This window comes from Bradyrhizobium sp. 87, assembly GCF_023073015.1.
In the GTDB taxonomy this organism is placed as follows: Bacteria; Pseudomonadota; Alphaproteobacteria; order Rhizobiales; family Xanthobacteraceae; genus Bradyrhizobium; species Bradyrhizobium canariense_D.
In genome coordinates this window covers 145,280-161,763 of record NZ_JADPIQ010000133.1, presented here as the reverse complement: position 1 = coordinate 161,763, position 16,484 = coordinate 145,280, and the positions used below count along the sequence as shown (strand labels likewise).

Here is a 16,484-nt window from a genome sequence, read left to right as displayed (position 1 = left end):
TCACGCATAAAACCGACTGTTGGTCGGTAAATACCGACCGACGGTCGAAAAGTCAACTGGCTGTCCTCGTCCATTTCGACTACAGCAGACCCATGGCGAAACAGGCGGAGCGGCGGGCTGCGACATCGGAGGCGATCCTGACGGCGGCGCGCCGCCTGTTCGGGACGCAAGGCTTTGTCGCGACGACGATGGACGAGATCGCCGAAGCCGCCCACGTCGCCAAGGGCGCGGTCTACCATCACTTCAAGACCAAGGAGACGGTGTTCGAAGCGGTGTTCGACCAAGTCTCGCGCGACCTCGTCGCGGAGATCGACAGCACGGCCCGTGCCGAGAAGGACGTGCTTGCCGCGATGGTCGCCGGCACCCAGCATTATTTCGCCGCAACCGCCAAGGGCCCGACTGGCCAGATCATTCTGCGCGACGGCCCGGCGGTGCTCGGCTGGGAGCGCTGGCGCGAGATCGACGCCAAACATTTCGGGGGCAAGCTGCCGCGCGCGATCGCGGCGGCGATGGAGGCCGGCCTGATCGCGCGGCAGCCGGTCGAGCCGCTGGCCCGGCTGCTGCTCGGGGCGGTGACGGAGGCCGCGGTCGCCTGCGCCGGACGCGCCGATATCGCAAGGGCGGGTGCGGAATATGCCCGTGCGTTCAGGTCGCTGGTCGAGGCGCTGCGCGTGGCTGCATGATCGTGCTAAGTGATGATTGGAAACGCCCCCACCAACAAAAAGAACAGTAGCGCATGAAAGCAACTTCCTCCGTGACGCCCTCCGACCCCGAGTTCGACTACGTCATCGTGGGTGCCGGCTCCGCCGGCTGCGTGCTCGCCAACCGGCTGTCGGCGAACGGCAAGCACAGCGTGCTGCTGCTCGAGGCAGGCCCGAAGGATTCCAATATCTGGATCCATGTGCCGCTCGGCTACGGCAAGCTGTTCAAGGAAAAGACCGTCAACTGGATGTACCAGACCGAACCGGAGCCTGAGCTGAAGGGCCGTCAGGTGTTCCAGCCGCGCGGCAAGACGCTGGGCGGATCAAGCTCGATCAACGGCCTGCTCTATGTCCGCGGTCAGCACGAGGATTACGACAGATGGCGTCAGCGCGGCAACGCCGGCTGGGGCTATGACGACGTGCTGCCCTATTTCAAGAAGGCCGAGAACCAGTCGCGCGGCGCCGATCAATACCACGGCAGCGGCGGCCCGCTGCCGGTATCCAACATGGTGGTGACCGACCCGCTGTCGAAGGCCTTCATCGATGCTGCGGTCGAGACCGGTCTGCCCTACAATCCTGATTTCAACGGCGCGACCCAGGAAGGCGTCGGCCTGTTCCAGACCACGACGCGCAACGGCCGCCGCGCCTCGACGGCGGTGGCCTATCTCGGGCCCGCCAAGGCCCGTCGCAATCTCAAGATCGAAACTGGCGCGCTTGGCCAGCGCGTGCTGTTCGAGGGCCGCCGCGCGATCGGCGTTGAATACCGTCAGGGCGCCACATTGCGCCGCGCCCGTGCGCGCAAGGAGGTCGTGCTGTCGAGCGGCGCCTACAACTCGCCGCAGCTGCTCCAGCTCTCCGGCGTCGGACCCGCCGACCTCCTGCGCAAGCACGGCATCGACGTCGTGCTGGACGCGCCGGGCGTCGGGCACGATCTCCAGGATCACATGCAGGTCCGCATCGTGATGCGCTGCTCGCAGAAGATCACGCTGAACGACACCGTCAATCATCCGCTCCGCCGCACCATGGCTGGCGCGCGCTATGCGCTGTTCCGCAAAGGCTGGCTGACGATCGCGGCCGGCACGGCGGGCGCGTTCTTCAAGACCAGTCCGCGGCTGGCCTCACCGGACATCCAGGTCCATTTCCTGCCGTTCTCGACCGACAAGATGGGCGAGAAGCTTCATGCTTTCTCCGGCTTCACGGCGTCGGTGTGCCAGCTCCGTCCCGAAAGCCGCGGGTCCTTGCGCATCAAGAGCGCTGACCCGACAGTGCCGCCGGAGATCCGCATCAACTACATGTCGACCGAGACCGACCGCACCACCAACGTGGAAGGCCTGAAGGTCCTGCGCAAGATATTGCATGCACCGGCGCTGAAGCCGTTCGTGGTCGACGAGTACGATCCCGGAGCGAAGGTGTCCACGGATGCCGAGCTGCTGGACTATTGCCGTGAGCGGGGCAGCACCATCTACCATCCGACCTCGACCTGTCGTATGGGGAGTGATGCGCTCGCGGTGGTCGATCAGCGGCTGAAGGTGAGGGGCCTCGAAGGCCTCCGAATCGTCGACGGCTCGATCATGCCCGATCTCGTGTCGGGGAACACCAACGCGCCGATCATCATGATCGCCGAAAAGGCGTCCGACATGATATTGGAGGATGCGCGGTAAACTCGCGTCTTGAGAGGATTTGGGCTTGGCTACGCGATTCAAGATCGGCACACGCAAGAGCGCGATGGCGCTGGCACAGACGGAAGAGATCGCGCGCCGCCTGACCGCCGTCATGCCCGATCTCGACGTCGAGATCGTCAAGTTCGACACCACGGGCGATCTCGACCAGACCAGCAAGCTGTTGCCCCATGGCGGCAAGGGCGGTGCCTTCGTGGCGCAGATCCGCGCCGCGGTGCTGTCGGGCGAACTCCAGGCGGCGATGCATTCGCTGAAGGACATGCCCGGCAACGAAGACACGCCCGGCCTCGTGATCGGCGCCACGCTCTCGCGCGATCCTCCCAACGACGCGCTGGTGCTGCGTGACGGCGTGACGCTGGAGGCGTTGCGCCAATCTCGTGGCAAGGGTTTCAAGATCGGCACCAACGCCGTCCGCCGCGCCGCCTATGCGCGGCGGTTGTTTCCGGACGTGGAGATCATCCACTTCCGCGGCGCCGCGGACACGCGCGTGCGAAAACTCGACAATGGCGAGAAGCAGCGCCTGCCGGATGGCGGCGCGGTGGGGCCTGCGGATGCGCTCATCATGGCGCGGTCCGGCCTCGACCGCGTCGGCCTTTCACAGCGCATCGCCTACGAGTTTACCGCAGCCGAGATGCTGCCGGCAGCGGGGCAGGGCATCGTCGCCGTCGAATGCGCCGCGCAGGACTGGCAGACGCGTCGCATCCTCGCATCGATCGACGATCCCGCTGCCCACGCCTGCGCCGATGCAGAGCGCGAGGTGCTGTGGGTGCTGAACGGCCATTGCAATTCGCCGGTGGCGGGCTTTTCGACCATTGCGGGTGATCAGATGTCGCTCACCGCGTCCGTGCTCGATCTCTCCGGCAACACCATCATCGAAGCCTTGCGTTCGGGCCCCGCCAATCGCCCACGCGAACTCGGCCGTGCGGTGGGACTGGATCTGCTGGCCAAGGGCGCCGCGGAGATCATCGAGCGCAGCCGGCCGCGCTAAGTCGGCCGCGAGGCGGGCATCGGTGGATGACGGCATCATGCGCCTGTTTTGCCCGACGGGTCAAATGTTGGCGCGCTCTGATGCGATGACGGCGCACCTGATTTCAGTCCGCCCTAAGTCATTGATCGGGCGTGGCCTCTCTACTGTGCATGGGGTTGTTTTCGCGTTTTTTTGTTTTTCCGCTCCCCAGGCGCAAAATAAATCAGCCCCGAACCCGCTTCAGCATCTGCTCGACATGGGCGATCGGCGTCTCCGGCTGGATGCCGTGGCCGAGATTGAAGATGAACCGCCCTTGCGCGAAATTCGCCAGCGTGTCGTCGACCGCGCGGTCGAGCGCGGCGCCGCCTGTGATCAGCACCAGTGGATCGAGATTGCCCTGAACCGCAACCTTGCTCTGCACGCGCTCGCGGATGAAGGCCGGCTCCGCGGTCCAGTCGATGCTGACGGCGTTGACGCCGGTCGCCTCGACGAACCCGGGCAGTTGCGCACCGGCACCGCGCGGAAAGCCGATGATCTTGGCGTCCGGCACCTTGGCGCGCACGCCTTCGACGATGCGCCGGGTCGGCTCGACCGACCAGCGCGCGAACTCGGAGGGTGGCAGCACGCCGGCCCAGGTGTCGAAGATCTGCAAGGCGTTGGCGCCGGCCGCAAGCTGCGCCAGCAGATATTCGATCGAGTTCTCGACCAGCACGTCGATGATAGCTGCGAACGCCTCCGGATGCCGGTAGGCCATCATCCGCGCCGGGGCCTGGTCGGGCGTACCCTGGCCGGCGACCATGTAGGTCGCCACCGTCCACGGAGCGCCGCAGAAGCCGATCAGCGCGATCTTGGGATCGAGCGCGCTGCGCACGATCTTGAGGGCCTCGAACACCGGCGCGAGCTTGCCGAAATCGGCGTGCTTCGCCAGTGTTGCGACCTTGGCGGGATCATCCAGCGGTTCGAGCCGCGGACCCTCGCCGACCTCGAAGCGCACGGAACGTCCGAGCGCATAGGGGATCACCAGGATGTCGGAGAAGATGATCGCCGCATCGAAGCCGAACCTCCGGATCGGTTGCAGCGTCACCTGGGCGGCAAGCTCCGGGTTGAAGCAGAGATCGAGAAAGCCGCCGGCCTTGGCGCGCACCTCGCGATATTCGGGCAAGTAACGGCCGGCCTGCCGCATCATCCAGATCGGCGGAACGACCTGCCGCGGGCCGGAGAGGACGTCGATGAATGGTTTGGTCGCAGACTGGGGCACGAACGGTCCTGAAGATGGTTAGGGCTCCTGATACACCGCCACGGCCCGAAGCGGAACAGGGGAACCAAGCGCAATTGGGCCGCGTTGACCAGCCAACGGAGGACGAGACCATGGCTGAGACATTCAACCCCGCGCCGCATGACAAGCACGCCGACGATCTGCACGAAGCGCTCGCCGCCGACCGCCACGCCAAGCTCGACGCCGGTCTGAAAGATACCTTCCCGGCGTCCGACCCCGTGAGCGCCGCCCAGCCGACGCCCTCGAAGGCCGATGCGGAGGCCGACAATCCCTCGCTCTGGGACAAGGTTAAGGCGATCTTCAGCTAAGGCGGAGAGCGCCGGATTCCGATAGGTTTGCTAATGCCTTGTTAGCGATGCGCTGATTCCGGCGTCCGTACGACTACGGAAAGCCGGGGACATCACTGCATATTTCTCCCGGTGTTTCAGAGTTCAATAACAGAAGCAGCAGAGTTTCCGGTCATCGGAGAATTCTGCTGCATGAGTGCTGTGACCCAAAGAGCCGGATGGAGCCGCCTGCCGCTGCGGGCGGCTGCGTTCGTCGCGCTGACCTGCGTGGCCATCCTCGGCGTCAGCGGCTGGCGGGAATGGGCGGCCCGCGACGCGGTGCTCAAGGGCGCCGAGGCAGAAATGGCGAACGTTGCGCGCTCGCTGACGCAACATGCCGAGGACAGCCTCGATCTCCTGGATTCAGGCGTCGTCGGCGTCGTCAGCCGGCTGGAGATGGACGGCAGTGAGCCGGCCACGATCGCCAAGCTCCGAAACCTGCTGGAGGCGCGAAAGAAGGCGATAGAGCGCATCCATAGCCTCGCCATCATCGACGAGCGCGGCAACTGGTTGACCTCGCCTGGCACGATCGGCTCGACGCTCAATGACGACGCGTTCTTCCGCTATCACCAGCTCTCGCCGAAACGGGAACCCCATGTCGGCCGCCCCGTGAAGAGCCTGCTCGACGGCGAGTGGGTCGTCACCCTGTCGCGCCGTTTCAACAAGCTGGACGGCAGCTTCGGCGGCGTGGTGCTCGCGACCATCAGCTCGGGATATCTCTCGCATTTCTACGAACAGTTCGAGATCGGCCGCAACAGCTCGGTGGCGCTGACGCACGGCGACGGCCTGATCATCGCGCGTAACCCCAGCAACGACAGGTTCGTCGGTCGCAGCGTTGCCGATACGCCGCTGTTCCGCGATACCGCCTTGCAGCGGCCGGGCGGCGCCTACCATTTCAAGTCGCCGCTCGACGGTGCCGACCGGGTCAGCTTCTTCAAGCGCTCCGGCCGTTATCCGCTGGTCCTGCTCGCCACCGTCGACAAGGCCGAATTGCTGGCGCCCTGGCGTGCTGCGGCGATCTCCCGCATGCTCTACGTGCTCGCGCTGGTCATGCTGATCGCGATCATCGGTGCGGTGCTGGTGCGGCAGCTGCAACGGGGCCAGAGTATGGCGGCCGCGCTGGTCGAGAAGGAAGCGCATTTCCGGCTGCTTGCCGAAGGCTCCAGTGACATGGTGACCCGTATCGGGCTCGACGAGCGGCTGCGCTATGTCTCGCCGTCATCGATTGGCGTCGTTGGCTGGCGCGCCAATCAACTGATCGGTACCCTCGCGCTGGCCGGCATTCACCCGGACGACCGGCCGCAGGTCCAGGCCCTCGTCGACGCCATGAAGCGCGGCGATGCGGAGGAGGCGCGGGTCACCTATCGCAATGTGCACCGGCAGAACTCGGAAGTCTGGCTCGAATCGACCATGCGGGTGACCCGCAAGGAGAATGGCCGCGTCGACGGCGTGGTCGCGATCTCGCGCGACATCACCGAGCAGAAGAAGCTCGAGACCCGGCTCGAAACGCTCGCGATCGAAGACAGCCTCACCGGGCTTGCCAATCGCCGCCGCTTCGATGAACGATTGAAGGAGGAGTGGGCGCGTGCCTATCGCGAGCGCTCCAGCCTCTCTTTGCTGATGATCGACGTCGACCACTTCAAGTCTTACAACGACGACTACGGCCATCCCGCGGGCGATGCCTGCCTCCGGCAGGTGGCCCAGATCATCGCTGCTGAGGCGCAGCGTTCCGGCGATCTTGGGGCGCGTTACGGCGGCGAGGAGTTCGCCATGTTGTTGCCGAACACCGACGCTGCGGGCTGCGCCCTGATCGGCGACCGGATTCGACGGGCAATCCGTGATGCGGGCCTGGTCCACACCAGCAACCATGTGGCTGGCTGCGTCACCGCTTCGCTCGGCGGTGCTGCGTGCCGGCCGGCGCTGGAGCGCACGGCCGGCGTCACCTCGCTGGTCGAGGCCGCCGACCAGGCGCTCTATGCCGCCAAGGAGGCCGGGCGCAACCGGCTGATGATGTCGGGCGAGGTGAGTAACCTTCTTCTCAAGGCGTCCGGTCAGTAAGCCCGCTCAATAATGCGGCGGACGCTCATTGGCGGCTCCCGGCGCATTCGCCTCGGCCTCCTGCAGCCGCTCGCCGAGCTCTGCGATTCTCCGCGTCAGCGCGTCGATCTGCTTCCACTGCGCGGTGATGGTCTGGTTCAGCGTCTCAATCGCGTCGTCCTGATAGGCGAGGCGGGTCTCCAGCGTGTCGATGCGCTCGCCGAGCGTCTTGATCTCATTCGTCACGTGCCGCGTCCTTGTCCCGTTCGCGCAATCCACATTCTTGCAAACCGTGGCCGAGCGCGACACGCTCATCGAACACGAAGCATTCGCCGCGCCAGCGACTCTGAGCCTCCGGCACCTCTTCCAGATATTTGAGAACGCCGCCCTTGAGGTGATAGACCTCGGCAAAGCCGCGCGCGAGCAGGTGTGCGCTCGCCTTCTCGCAGCGGATGCCGCCGGTGCAGAACATCGCGATTCTGCGGTGTCTGGCGGGATCGAGCTGCTCGGCCGCAAAATCTTTGAACTGGCCAAAGCTCCTGATGCCGGGGTCGAGCGCGCCCTCGAACGTCCCCATCGCCACCTCGAAGGCGTTCCTGGTGTCGAGCACCAGCGTATCCGGCGCTTCGATGAGCGCGTTCCATTCGGCCGCATCGACATAGGTGCCGACCTGCCGCGTCGGGTCGGCGCTTTCGTCGCCGAGCGTGACGATCTCCTTCTTCAACCGCACCTTGAGCCGGCCGAATGGCATCGTCTCGGCGGTCGAGAACTTCAATTCGAGATTGTTCAACCTGCCGCCGAACATGTCGCCGTGAGCGAGCTCTTGGGTAAGCGCGTCGATCGCCTCGCCCGCGCCCGCGACCGTGCCGTTGATGCCCTCCTGCGCGAGCAGCACGCTGCCCTTTAGCTCCAGGCCGGCGCAGAACGCGCGCAGCGGCTCGCGCAGCTCGCGGTAATCGGGCAGGGCGGCGAATTGGTAGAAGGCGGCGACCTTGTAAATCATGGCGCCCGTTTAGCAGGCGGGGCTCGCCCGGAAAACCCGCATCGAGCAGCTCTATTCCCGGCGGATGGCAGCCATTTCCCTGGCATGCCAGCATTGCCCCGGCCGGCCGGAATGTGTCATGTAGGCCCGGTTTTTCCGAGATGGCGCGCCATCCGCACCAGACGCCCAATGAGAGCAGAATTCGATGAGAAACTTCCATTTCCCCGGCAGGTCCACGGTCCACGCCACCAACGCGATGGTGGCGACCTCGCATCCGCAGGCGTCGCTTGCCGCGATCGAGGTGCTGCGCGAGGGCGGCACGGCGGTGGACGCGGCCGTCGCGGGTTCGGCCATTCTCGGCGTGATCGAGCCGCAATCGACCGGCATCGGCGGCGACTGCTTTGCGCTGATCCAGCCGCGCGGCGAGGGCAAGATCATCGCCTATAACGGCTCCGGCCGCGCCCCGAAGGCGGCGAACGCCGATTGGTATCTCGAGCGCAAGATCAACTCCGTGCCGCTGACCTCGGCGCATTCGGTCTCGATCCCCGGCGTGATCGACGCCTTTGCAACCGTCTTGCGCGATCACGGCAAGTTCGGCTTCGACCGGCTGCTTCAGCCCGCGATCAAGGCGGCCGAGGAAGGCTACGTCGTCGCCCCCCGCATCGCCTTCGACTGGAAGAACCAGTTCGAGAAGCTGAAGGCCGGCACCAACACGGAGCGGTATCTGCTGCCGCACGGCAAGCCGCCGGTGGCCGGCGACGTCATCCGCCAGGCCGAGCTCGGCAAGACGCTGCGGGCGATCGCCAAGGACGGCCGCGACGCCTTCTACAAGGGCCCGATCGCGGAAGACATGGTGGAGACCCTGCGCGGGATCGGCGGCCTGCACACGATCGACGATTTCGCCGCGCACACCACTGAGACGACGACGCCGATCGGCACCATGTACAAGGGCTATGACGTCTGGCAGTGCCCGCCGAACGGACCCGGCCTCACCATGCTGCTGATGCTGAACATCCTGTCGCGTTTCGACCTGACGAAATACGCGCCGCTCAGCATCGAGCGCTTCCACCTCGAAGCCGAGGCCGCGCGCATCGCCTACATGCATCGCGAGCTGCATGTCGCCGATCCCGAGCATATGCAGATCGAGGTCGCCAGGATCCTCGCCAAGGAATACTGCAACGAGCACATCGACAAGATCCGCATGGACGGCATGCTCGACCTGCCGAACGTCGCGCCGCCGATGAACCCGTCGACCATCTACATCACCGTCGTGGACAAGGACCGCAACGTCTGCTCCTTCATCAACTCGGTTGCGCATTCCTTCGGCTCGGCGATCGTCTCGAACAAGACCGGCATTTTGCTCCAGAACCGCGCCGGCGGCTTCCGCATCCAGCCCGGCCACCCGAATTGCATCGCCGGCGACAAGCGTCCACTGCACACGATCATGCCAAGCCTGCTCACCAAGGGCGGCCGTTCCGTGATGCCGTTCGCGGTGATGGGCGGACAATATCAGCCGGTTGGCCAGACCCATGTGGTGACCAACATTCTCGATTATGGCTGCGACGTGCAGGAGGCGATCGATATGCCGCGCGGCCTGCATTATGAAGGTCAGTACCAGCTCGAGGACAGCGTGCCGGCCGCCATTGTCGAAGGCCTGAAGAAGCTCGGCCACAAGACCACCAGCGTCGTCGGTCCGCTCGGCGGCGCGCAGGCGATCTGGATCGACTGGGACAAGGGCACGCTCACCGGCGGTTCCGATCCGCGCAAAGACGGTTGCGCGCTCGGATACTGACCACCGCGCACGGAGTTCCCCGCGCGAGATCAGGAAAAGTTGACGAAGGGCGACGCGGCATTTGCTGCGTCGCCCTTTCTCGTTCGGAACGGAGCTCATTGCTTCAGGTTAAGGGCCGATGAGCGGTGCAGGCGTGCGCTGCTCTTGCTCGAAGCGGCGGAGGCCCTCCATGTCCGAAAAATCAGGTTCCGGACCGTCCGGATTCGATCGGCGCGCCTTCATGGCCGGCGTTGCCGGCAGCGCGCTGGTCCCCATGACGGCGCGTGCGGCCGCGCAGGATGCGAGCGTGTCGGCCGCCCAGGATCCGGCGCTTCCTGTCGATGTCACGCTGCGGGTCAACGGCAAGGACAAGCGCCTGCGCATCGACGCCCGCACGACGGTGCTCGACGCGCTGCGGGAGCATCTCAAGCTCACCGGCAGCAAAAAGGGCTGCGACCACGGCCAATGTGGTGCCTGCACGGTACTGATCGACGACCGGCGCGTGGTGTCGTGCCTGACGCTCGCGCTCGCGGCCGAGGGGCAGGAGATCACCACGATCGAGGGCCTTGCCACCGACGATCATTTGCATCCGATGCAGCAGGCCTTCGTCGACAACGATGCGTTTCAATGCGGCTATTGTACGCCGGGCCAGATCATGTCCGCCGTGGCCTGCGTCCAGGAGGGGCATGCGGGCAGCGAGGCCGACATCCGCGAATACATGAGCGGCAACATCTGCCGCTGCGCCGCCTATCCCAACATCGTCGCCGCCGTGAAGCAGGCCGCGCCCGAGATCATGAAAGGCTAAGCGCATGCGACCGTTTTCGTATCAAAAGGCAACAGACCCCGACATGGCCGTGCAGGCGCTCAGCGCTGCCGCGGCTGCGAACAATCCGCTGACCAAGGCTACAGCGCAGCCGCTCGCGGGCGGCACCACTCTGATCGATCTGATGAAGCTCGACGTGATGCGGCCCGCCGCGATCGTCGATATCAATCCGCTGGCGCGGGGCTGGTCGGCGATCGAGCCCGGCAGTGACGGCTTGCGGCTCGGCGCGCTCGCGAAGATGTCCGACGTGGCCGCGCATGCCGAGATCCAGCGCCACTATCCGGTGATCGCGAATTCCCTGAAGCTCGCCGCCAGCGCCCAGCTGCGCAACATGGCGACGCTCGGCGGTAACGTGATGCAGCGAACGCGTTGCAGCTATTTCCGCGACGTTTCCTATGAGAATTGCAACAAGCGCAATCCTGGTTCGGGCTGTGCCGCCATGGACGGCGTCAATCGCATGCATGCGGTGCTCGGTACGTCCGATCAGTGCATCGCGACCTATCCCGGCGATTTTGCGCAGGCGCTGATCGCGCTCGATGCGATGGTCGAGATTACCGGCAGGTCCGGAACGCGCAACCTGCCGTTTGCGGATTTGCACAAGGCACCCGGCAGGACGCCCGACATCGAGACCACGCTTCGGCCCGGTGAGCTGATCTCTGCGTTCTCCGTTCCCGGCCGCTGGCCGCGCTCGGTGTATCTCAAGGCGCGCGACCGGCAGTCCTACGAGTTCGCGCTGTCGTCGGCTGCGGTCGCGCTCGACGTGCAGGATGGCACGATCAGGGACGCGCGTGTCGCGCTCGGCGGCGTCGCCACCGTGCCGTGGCGGGCGCGCGAGGCGGAGGCGCTGCTGAAGGGACAGAAATTCGACGACGGTCTGGCGCAGCGTGTGGCCGATGCCGCGTTTGCGGACGCCAGGGGCCGCCAGCACAACAGCTTCAAGATCGCGCTCGGCAAGCGCGTGGTGGCGCGCGCGCTCCAGCAGGCCGTAACGATGGAGATCTGATCATGACCGCTGCAGCTCCCGAGCCGAAAGCGAACATGGGCAAGCCGGTGCCGCGCTATGACGCGGCCGCAAAGGTCACGGGCCGGGCGACATATGCGTCCGACATGCCGCTCGACAATCCAGCTTACGCGTTCCTGGTCACCAGCGCCATCGCCAAGGGCCGCATCGACAGTTTCGATCTCGACGATGCCAAGCGGGTCCGCAGCGTGATCGACATCGTCACGCACGAGAACGCTCCGAAGCTGAAGGAATCGAAACTGTTCAGCAATGGCGGCTATGCCGGCACCACGATCCAGCCGCTGAAATCGGCCGACATCGCCCATGACGGCCAGATCATCGCCGTCGTCATCGCCGAGAGTTACGAGGCGGCGCGCGAGGCCGCCAATCGCGTCAAGGTCAGCTACACGGCCGCGGCGCCGAGTGCGAGCTTCGACTCGCCGGGGACCACCACGGCAGCGGCAAAGGGGCAGAACGCACAGTTCAAGGAAGACCCGGAGGTCGGCGATTTCGCCAAGGCGTTCGACGCGGCCGAGGTCAAGCTCACCGCCTCTTATGAAACGCCGACCCAGCACCACAATCCGATGGAGCTGTTTACGACGAGCTGCGCCTGGATGGGCGACGAGCTCGTCGTCTACGAGGGCAGCCAGTACGTCTACGGCCTGAAGAACGGCGTCGCCGAGCAGCTCGGTATCGACGCCGACAAGGTCCGTGTCGTCAATCCCTATGTCGGCGGCGGCTTTGGTTCGCGCGGCTCGATGACGCCGCGGACCGCCGTCATCGCCGGCATCGCCAAACGCCTGAACCGGCCGATCAAGCTGGTGCCGACGCGCGACCAGGGTTTCACCATCGCGACCCATCGCGCCGAGACGCGCCATGAGATCAGGCTTGGTGCGGGTCGGGACGGCAAGCTGGTGGCTTTGAGGCACGACGGCGCGGAGGTTTCGTCGCGTCCGGATGCCTATTGCGTCGGCGGCACCAAGACGACGACGCGGCTCTATGCCTGCCCGAACGTCGCAAGTCTGGTGTCGATCGTGCGCGCCGACCGCAATACGCCTGGCTTCATGCGCTCGCCGCCGGAGGTGCCGTATCTCTTCGCGCTGGAGAGCGCGATGGACGAGCTCGCTGTGAAGCTGAACATGGACCCCGTCGAGCTCCGCCGCATCAACGACACCACCGTCGAGCCGATCGGCGGCAAGCCCTATACATCGCGGTCATTGATGGCGTGCTTCGACGAGGCCGCGAAGGCGTTCGGCTGGTCGCAGCGCTCGCCGCAGCCGAAATCGATGTCGGACGGCGACTGGCTGGTCGGCTATGGCTGTGCCGCTACCTGCTATCCGACGCAGATGGCGCCCTCTGCCGCGCGCGTCCGCCTCCAGCGCGACGGCCGTACCCGGGTCGAGATCGCCGGTCACGAGATCGGCACCGGTGCGTATACCGTCATCGCCCAGACCGCGGCCGAGCGGCTCGGCGTGCCCTTGGAGAAGGTCGCGGTCTTCCTGGGTGACAGCGATCTGCCGCCGGCGCCCGTTGCCGGCGGTTCGAACTCGACTGCCAGCACCTGCTCGGCGGTGATGATGGTGTGCGACCGCATTCGCCAAAGGCTGTTCAAGGCCGTGATGCCGAGCGAAAGCCTCGCCGACAAGGCCAAGGAGACTGTCGGCATCAGCCAGGCGCCGAGCACGCAGGCGGCGCAGAGCGATCGTCCACTCGATCTCGAGAGGGCCTTCGACGCGCTCGGCGTCGGCATCGTCGAGGAATACGGCGAGTGGAAGCCCGAAGGCGCGCCGCTGGATTCCTTCACGGCCATGCACAGCGGGCACGCGCGGCTCGTCGGTGGCCATCAGATGAAAGACAAGATCGCCTATGCCTTCGGTGCTGAGTTCGTCGAGGTCCGCGTCAACCGCTTTACCCATGAAATCCGCTGCCCCCGGCTGGTGGGAGCGTTTGCGGCGGGCCGCATCATGAATCCGCGCACGGCGCGCAGCCAGCTCATGGGCGGCCTGATCTGGGGCATGTCCTCGGCGCTGCTGGAGGCCACCGAGATCGACGAGCGCAATGCACGCTACGTCAACGATAATCTCGCCGACTATCTCGTGCCCGTGAATGCCGACGTGCCCGGTGTCGAAGTGATCCTGCTCTCCGAGCAGGACGACCGTATCAACCCGGCCGGCGTGAAAGGCCTTGGCGAGCTCGCCAATGTCGGCACCAATGCGGCGATCTGCAATGCGATCTATCACGCCACGGGCCAGCGCATCCGCAAGCTGCCCGTGCGGCTCGAAAATATCGAGGTGTGAGGGGTGGAAACGGCGTCAGCGTTGCGCTAGACACCTTGCGCCTCAAACGGAAGGTCTCTTATGCAGCGTTTACAGCGCATGCTCCTCGCCATCATGTCGGCACTCGCGATCACCGTGATCGCCGGCGTGTCCGATTTCGTTTCCACCACGGCCTCGGCCCAGACCGCAGGGAAGACCATGACAACAGCTTCAGGTTTGCAGATTACCGATAGCGTCGCCGGCACCGGAGCTTCGCCCAAGCCGGGCCAGATCTGCGTGATGCACTACACCGGCTGGCTCTACGAGAACGGCCAGAAGGGCAAGAAATTCGACTCGTCGGTCGACCGCAACGAGCCGTTCGAATTCCCGATCGGCAAGGGCCGCGTCATCGCCGGCTGGGACGAGGGTGTTGCCTCCATGAAGGTCGGCGGCAAGCGCACGCTGATCATTCCGCCGCAGCTCGGCTATGGCGCCCGGGGCGCAGGCGGCGTGATCCCGCCGAACGCGACGCTGATGTTCGACGTGGAATTGCTCGGGGTGAAGTAAGCCCGCAAACAAAAAGACCGGCCTCTCGGCCGGTCTTTTCGCATTCAGTGCGACGCCGTTACTCCGTCGCGCGCTTGGCCGCAGCGGCTGCGCGATCAACCGCGTCCTTCGCGGCGTCCTTGGCGTCGCCCATGGCCTGCTGGCCCTTGCCCTTCACTTCCTGGACTGCACCTTCACCCTTCAGGCGCTCGGATCCAGTGGCTTCACCGACGCCCTGCTTGGCCTTGCCCATTGCCTCGTTTGCGGTGCCCTTGATCTTGTCGGTCGTGCTACCCATGAAACTCTCCTGCGGTTTGCTCGCCAAGACAACGTTCGACGGTTATGAGGGTTCCGATTTTGTTATGGCTCGATGTCGCGGCTTTGGGTTAGTTTGCCGCACACGGAACCAATAGAAAGCAAGTCCCATGACCGGCCATGACCATTCGCATTCCCACCATGACCACGATCACCACGATCGCTGGAAACATGACGGCGTGCGCGTCATTCCCGGCAACCAGCTCGATACCAACGTTCCGTCGACGGCGGGCATGGACCGCGCGGCCGCGATCAATTTCGCGCGCGTCGGTGCGCAGAAATTGTGGGCGGGCACGGTCAGCATCAAGCCCGACGCCAAGACCGGCGCGCATCACCACGGCCATCTCGAAAGCGTGATCTATGTGGTGAAGGGCAAGGCGCGGATGCGCTGGGGCGAGAGCCTGCAATTCACCGCAGAGGCCGGCCCCGGTGACTTCATTTTCGTGCCGCCCTACGTGCCCCATCAGGAGATCAACGCCAGCGCGGACGAGGTGCTGGAATGCGTGCTGGTGCGCAGCGACGGCGAGGCGGTGGCGATCAACCTCGATATCGAGCCGGTCGAGAAGCCCGAGACCGTCCTGTGGGTCGATCCCATTCACCGCGATCCGAACGAGAAGAAGTGAGGATCGCCTGAAAGCCAGCGGGTTCTGTGTGACAGAACCTCGCGGGCAGGGCTCCAAAAAAGATCCGGAAGCCGTGTCGGATCGCCGCTTGGCCGTCCGTCCTTGGGCAGAACCCCGCCCAAGGAGCTCCGATGCCCAGGATGATTTTCCTCAATCTGCCCGTGACCGACCTCAAGCGCGCCACTGCCTTTTACGAGGCGGTCGGTGCGACCAGGAACCCGCAATTCAGCGACGAAACAGCGAGTTGCATGGTCTTTTCCGAGACCATCTACGCGATGCTGACGACCCACGAGAAATTCCGGCAGTTCACGCCGAAGCCGATCTCGGATGCAAAGACCTCAAACCAGGCGCTGTTCTGCCTGTCCGCCGATAGCCGGACCGAGGTCGACGATATCGTCAGCAAGGCCGCGGCTGCAGGCGGGGTGGCCGATCCCAGCCCGAAGGACGAATACAGCTTCATGTACGGCCGCAGCTTCGAGGATCCGGACGGCCACATGTGGGGCGTGAACTGGATGGACATGGCAGCCTTCGCGGCGCAGTCCGACATGGCGAACGCCTGATCTAACCCCACAACAGCAAGAAACCGAAGAGGAGCATTCAAGATGTCCAAGGTCGTTCCCTGCATGTGGTTCAACGGCGATGCCGAGGAAGCCGCGAAGTTCTACGTCTCGCTCGTGCCGAATTCGGCGATCACGCATGTTCAGCGCAACGTTTCAGATGGCCCGTCCGGCAAGGAAGGCTCCGTGCTCGTCGTCGAATTCTCGGTGGCGGGACAGCCTTTGGTCGCGCTCAACGGCGGCATGAAAATGGAATACACCCACGCGATCTCGCTGATGATCCATTGCGACGATCAGGCCCAGGTCGACAGCGTCTGGAATGCGTTCCTGGCCCATGGCGGCAAGGAAGAGCAGTGCGGCTGGCTCAGGGATCGCTGGGGCGTGGCCTGGCAGGTGGTGCCGAAGGTGATGTTCGAATTCCTCTCCAGCCCCGACAAGGCGGCTGCCGCACGCGCGATGCAGGCCATGATGAAGATGGTGAAACTGGACGTGGAGGCGCTGCGGCGGGCGTTCGATGGCAAGTCGGCGGTGTGAAGGGCGTCCCCTTGCCACATCCTCACTGTCATCGCCCGGCTTGACCGGGCCATCCAGTACGCCGAGACGGTCGTTGGTCAATCGATAGGCCG

The 16,484-nt window shown here is 65.0% G+C and carries 17 protein-coding genes; 13 read left to right on the top strand and 4 right to left on the bottom strand.

From position 1 onward, the window contains the following. The first annotated feature begins 92 nt into the window (after positions 1-92). Genes IVB50_RS35830 through hemC form a run of 3 tightly spaced genes read left to right on the top strand, consistent with a single transcriptional unit; the run spans position 93 to position 3,368 of the window. Positions 93-683 (top strand): TetR/AcrR family transcriptional regulator, encoded by a 591-nt coding sequence (locus tag IVB50_RS35830; protein WP_085384920.1) that lies wholly within the window; start codon positions 93-95, stop codon positions 681-683. Positions 684-736: 53 nt separating this feature from the next. Beyond that, complete coding sequence (locus IVB50_RS35825) at positions 737-2,362, top strand: choline dehydrogenase (protein ID WP_247299619.1); 1,626 nt, start codon at positions 737-739, stop codon at positions 2,360-2,362. 25 nt (positions 2,363-2,387) lie between these two features. Continuing rightward, complete coding sequence (gene hemC / locus IVB50_RS35820; RefSeq protein ID WP_247299617.1) at positions 2,388-3,368, top strand: hydroxymethylbilane synthase; 981 nt, start codon at positions 2,388-2,390, stop codon at positions 3,366-3,368. A 202-nt stretch (positions 3,369-3,570) separates the two neighbouring features. Here the strand turns inward: hemC and hemE are convergent, their stop codons facing one another. Beyond that, positions 3,571-4,605, bottom strand: coding sequence for a uroporphyrinogen decarboxylase (gene hemE, locus IVB50_RS35815; protein WP_247299615.1), 1,035 nt, complete (start codon positions 4,603-4,605; stop codon positions 3,571-3,573). A gap of 110 nt (positions 4,606-4,715) precedes the next feature. On the opposite strand from hemE, the gene IVB50_RS35810 reads away from it, so the two are divergent. Both IVB50_RS35810 and IVB50_RS35805 read left to right on the top strand, forming a co-directional pair. After that, entirely contained in the window at positions 4,716-4,931 is a 216-nt protein-coding gene (locus IVB50_RS35810) for a hypothetical protein (RefSeq protein WP_007595236.1), read from the top strand. A 171-nt stretch (positions 4,932-5,102) separates the two neighbouring features. Then, positions 5,103-7,007: a diguanylate cyclase gene (locus IVB50_RS35805; protein ID WP_247299613.1), complete on the top strand. Its 1,905-nt coding sequence runs from the start codon at positions 5,103-5,105 to the stop codon at positions 7,005-7,007. Between the two features lie 6 nt (positions 7,008-7,013). On the opposite strand, the gene IVB50_RS35800 is transcribed toward IVB50_RS35805, so the two are convergent. Beyond that, the gene (locus tag IVB50_RS35800; protein ID WP_007606917.1) at positions 7,014-7,232 is read right to left on the bottom strand and encodes a SlyX family protein; all 219 of its coding nucleotides are present in this window, start codon (positions 7,230-7,232) and stop codon (positions 7,014-7,016) included. Beyond that, positions 7,222-7,989 carry a rhodanese-related sulfurtransferase gene (locus tag IVB50_RS35795; RefSeq protein ID WP_085357458.1) on the bottom strand — a complete coding sequence of 256 codons (768 nt, stop codon included), beginning with the start codon at positions 7,987-7,989 and terminating at the stop codon, positions 7,222-7,224. The genes IVB50_RS35800 and IVB50_RS35795 overlap by 11 nt, the downstream gene beginning before the upstream one ends. A gap of 184 nt (positions 7,990-8,173) precedes the next feature. On the opposite strand from IVB50_RS35795, the gene ggt reads away from it, so the two are divergent. The 5 genes from ggt to IVB50_RS35770 all read left to right on the top strand — a co-directional run bounded on the left by ggt (position 8,174) and on the right by IVB50_RS35770 (position 14,384). Beyond that, the gene (gene ggt, locus IVB50_RS35790; protein ID WP_247299611.1) at positions 8,174-9,760 is read left to right on the top strand and encodes a gamma-glutamyltransferase; all 1,587 of its coding nucleotides are present in this window, start codon (positions 8,174-8,176) and stop codon (positions 9,758-9,760) included. 169 nt (positions 9,761-9,929) lie between these two features. Then, positions 9,930-10,544: a (2Fe-2S)-binding protein gene (locus IVB50_RS35785; protein ID WP_247299610.1), complete on the top strand. Its 615-nt coding sequence runs from the start codon at positions 9,930-9,932 to the stop codon at positions 10,542-10,544. A 4-nt stretch (positions 10,545-10,548) separates the two neighbouring features. Beyond that, positions 10,549-11,565 carry a xanthine dehydrogenase family protein subunit M gene (locus tag IVB50_RS35780; RefSeq protein ID WP_247299608.1) on the top strand — a complete coding sequence of 339 codons (1,017 nt, stop codon included), beginning with the start codon at positions 10,549-10,551 and terminating at the stop codon, positions 11,563-11,565. A gap of 2 nt (positions 11,566-11,567) precedes the next feature. Then, the gene (locus IVB50_RS35775) at positions 11,568-13,859 is read left to right on the top strand and encodes a xanthine dehydrogenase family protein molybdopterin-binding subunit (protein ID WP_247299606.1); all 2,292 of its coding nucleotides are present in this window, start codon (positions 11,568-11,570) and stop codon (positions 13,857-13,859) included. Between the two features lie 60 nt (positions 13,860-13,919). Next, on the top strand, positions 13,920-14,384 hold the full coding sequence (locus IVB50_RS35770) for an FKBP-type peptidyl-prolyl cis-trans isomerase (RefSeq protein WP_026232858.1): 465 nt from the start codon (positions 13,920-13,922) through the stop codon (positions 14,382-14,384). Positions 14,385-14,442: 58 nt separating this feature from the next. Here IVB50_RS35770 and IVB50_RS35765 read toward each other — a convergent pair whose 3' ends face one another. Then, positions 14,443-14,661: a CsbD family protein gene (locus IVB50_RS35765; protein ID WP_007606928.1), complete on the bottom strand. Its 219-nt coding sequence runs from the start codon at positions 14,659-14,661 to the stop codon at positions 14,443-14,445. A gap of 127 nt (positions 14,662-14,788) precedes the next feature. Here IVB50_RS35765 and IVB50_RS35760 point away from each other — a divergent pair, with 127 nt between their 5' ends. The 3 genes from IVB50_RS35760 to IVB50_RS35750 all read left to right on the top strand — a co-directional run bounded on the left by IVB50_RS35760 (position 14,789) and on the right by IVB50_RS35750 (position 16,392). Next, positions 14,789-15,301 carry a cupin domain-containing protein gene (locus tag IVB50_RS35760; RefSeq protein WP_085349946.1) on the top strand — a complete coding sequence of 171 codons (513 nt, stop codon included), beginning with the start codon at positions 14,789-14,791 and terminating at the stop codon, positions 15,299-15,301. A 131-nt stretch (positions 15,302-15,432) separates the two neighbouring features. Then, positions 15,433-15,861: a VOC family protein gene (locus tag IVB50_RS35755; protein ID WP_026232857.1), complete on the top strand. Its 429-nt coding sequence runs from the start codon at positions 15,433-15,435 to the stop codon at positions 15,859-15,861. A gap of 42 nt (positions 15,862-15,903) precedes the next feature. Beyond that, positions 15,904-16,392 carry a VOC family protein gene (locus IVB50_RS35750; protein WP_247299605.1) on the top strand — a complete coding sequence of 163 codons (489 nt, stop codon included), beginning with the start codon at positions 15,904-15,906 and terminating at the stop codon, positions 16,390-16,392. Positions 16,393-16,484: the final 92 nt, after the last annotated feature.

Excerpts from the sequence above, each read along its gene's own strand:
- IVB50_RS35750 (WP_247299605.1), top strand. The coding sequence starts at position 15,904 with ATGTCCAAGGTCGTTCCCTGCATGTGGTTCAACGGCGATGCCGAGGAA.
- IVB50_RS35805 (WP_247299613.1), top strand. The coding sequence starts at position 5,103 with ATGAGTGCTGTGACCCAAAGAGCCGGATGGAGCCGCCTGCCGCTGCGG.
- IVB50_RS35810 (WP_007595236.1), top strand. The coding sequence starts at position 4,716 with ATGGCTGAGACATTCAACCCCGCGCCGCATGACAAGCACGCCGACGAT.
- ggt (WP_247299611.1), top strand. The coding sequence starts at position 8,174 with ATGAGAAACTTCCATTTCCCCGGCAGGTCCACGGTCCACGCCACCAAC.
- IVB50_RS35785 (WP_247299610.1), top strand. The coding sequence starts at position 9,930 with ATGTCCGAAAAATCAGGTTCCGGACCGTCCGGATTCGATCGGCGCGCC.
- IVB50_RS35825 (WP_247299619.1), top strand. The coding sequence starts at position 737 with ATGAAAGCAACTTCCTCCGTGACGCCCTCCGACCCCGAGTTCGACTAC.
- IVB50_RS35755 (WP_026232857.1), top strand. The coding sequence starts at position 15,433 with ATGCCCAGGATGATTTTCCTCAATCTGCCCGTGACCGACCTCAAGCGC.
- IVB50_RS35765 (WP_007606928.1), bottom strand. The coding sequence starts at position 14,661 with ATGGGTAGCACGACCGACAAGATCAAGGGCACCGCAAACGAGGCAATG.
- IVB50_RS35795 (WP_085357458.1), bottom strand. The coding sequence starts at position 7,989 with ATGATTTACAAGGTCGCCGCCTTCTACCAATTCGCCGCCCTGCCCGAT.
- IVB50_RS35770 (WP_026232858.1), top strand. The coding sequence starts at position 13,920 with ATGCAGCGTTTACAGCGCATGCTCCTCGCCATCATGTCGGCACTCGCG.
- IVB50_RS35830 (WP_085384920.1), top strand. The coding sequence starts at position 93 with ATGGCGAAACAGGCGGAGCGGCGGGCTGCGACATCGGAGGCGATCCTG.
- IVB50_RS35775 (WP_247299606.1), top strand. The coding sequence starts at position 11,568 with ATGACCGCTGCAGCTCCCGAGCCGAAAGCGAACATGGGCAAGCCGGTG.
- IVB50_RS35760 (WP_085349946.1), top strand. The coding sequence starts at position 14,789 with ATGACCGGCCATGACCATTCGCATTCCCACCATGACCACGATCACCAC.
- IVB50_RS35780 (WP_247299608.1), top strand. The coding sequence starts at position 10,549 with ATGCGACCGTTTTCGTATCAAAAGGCAACAGACCCCGACATGGCCGTG.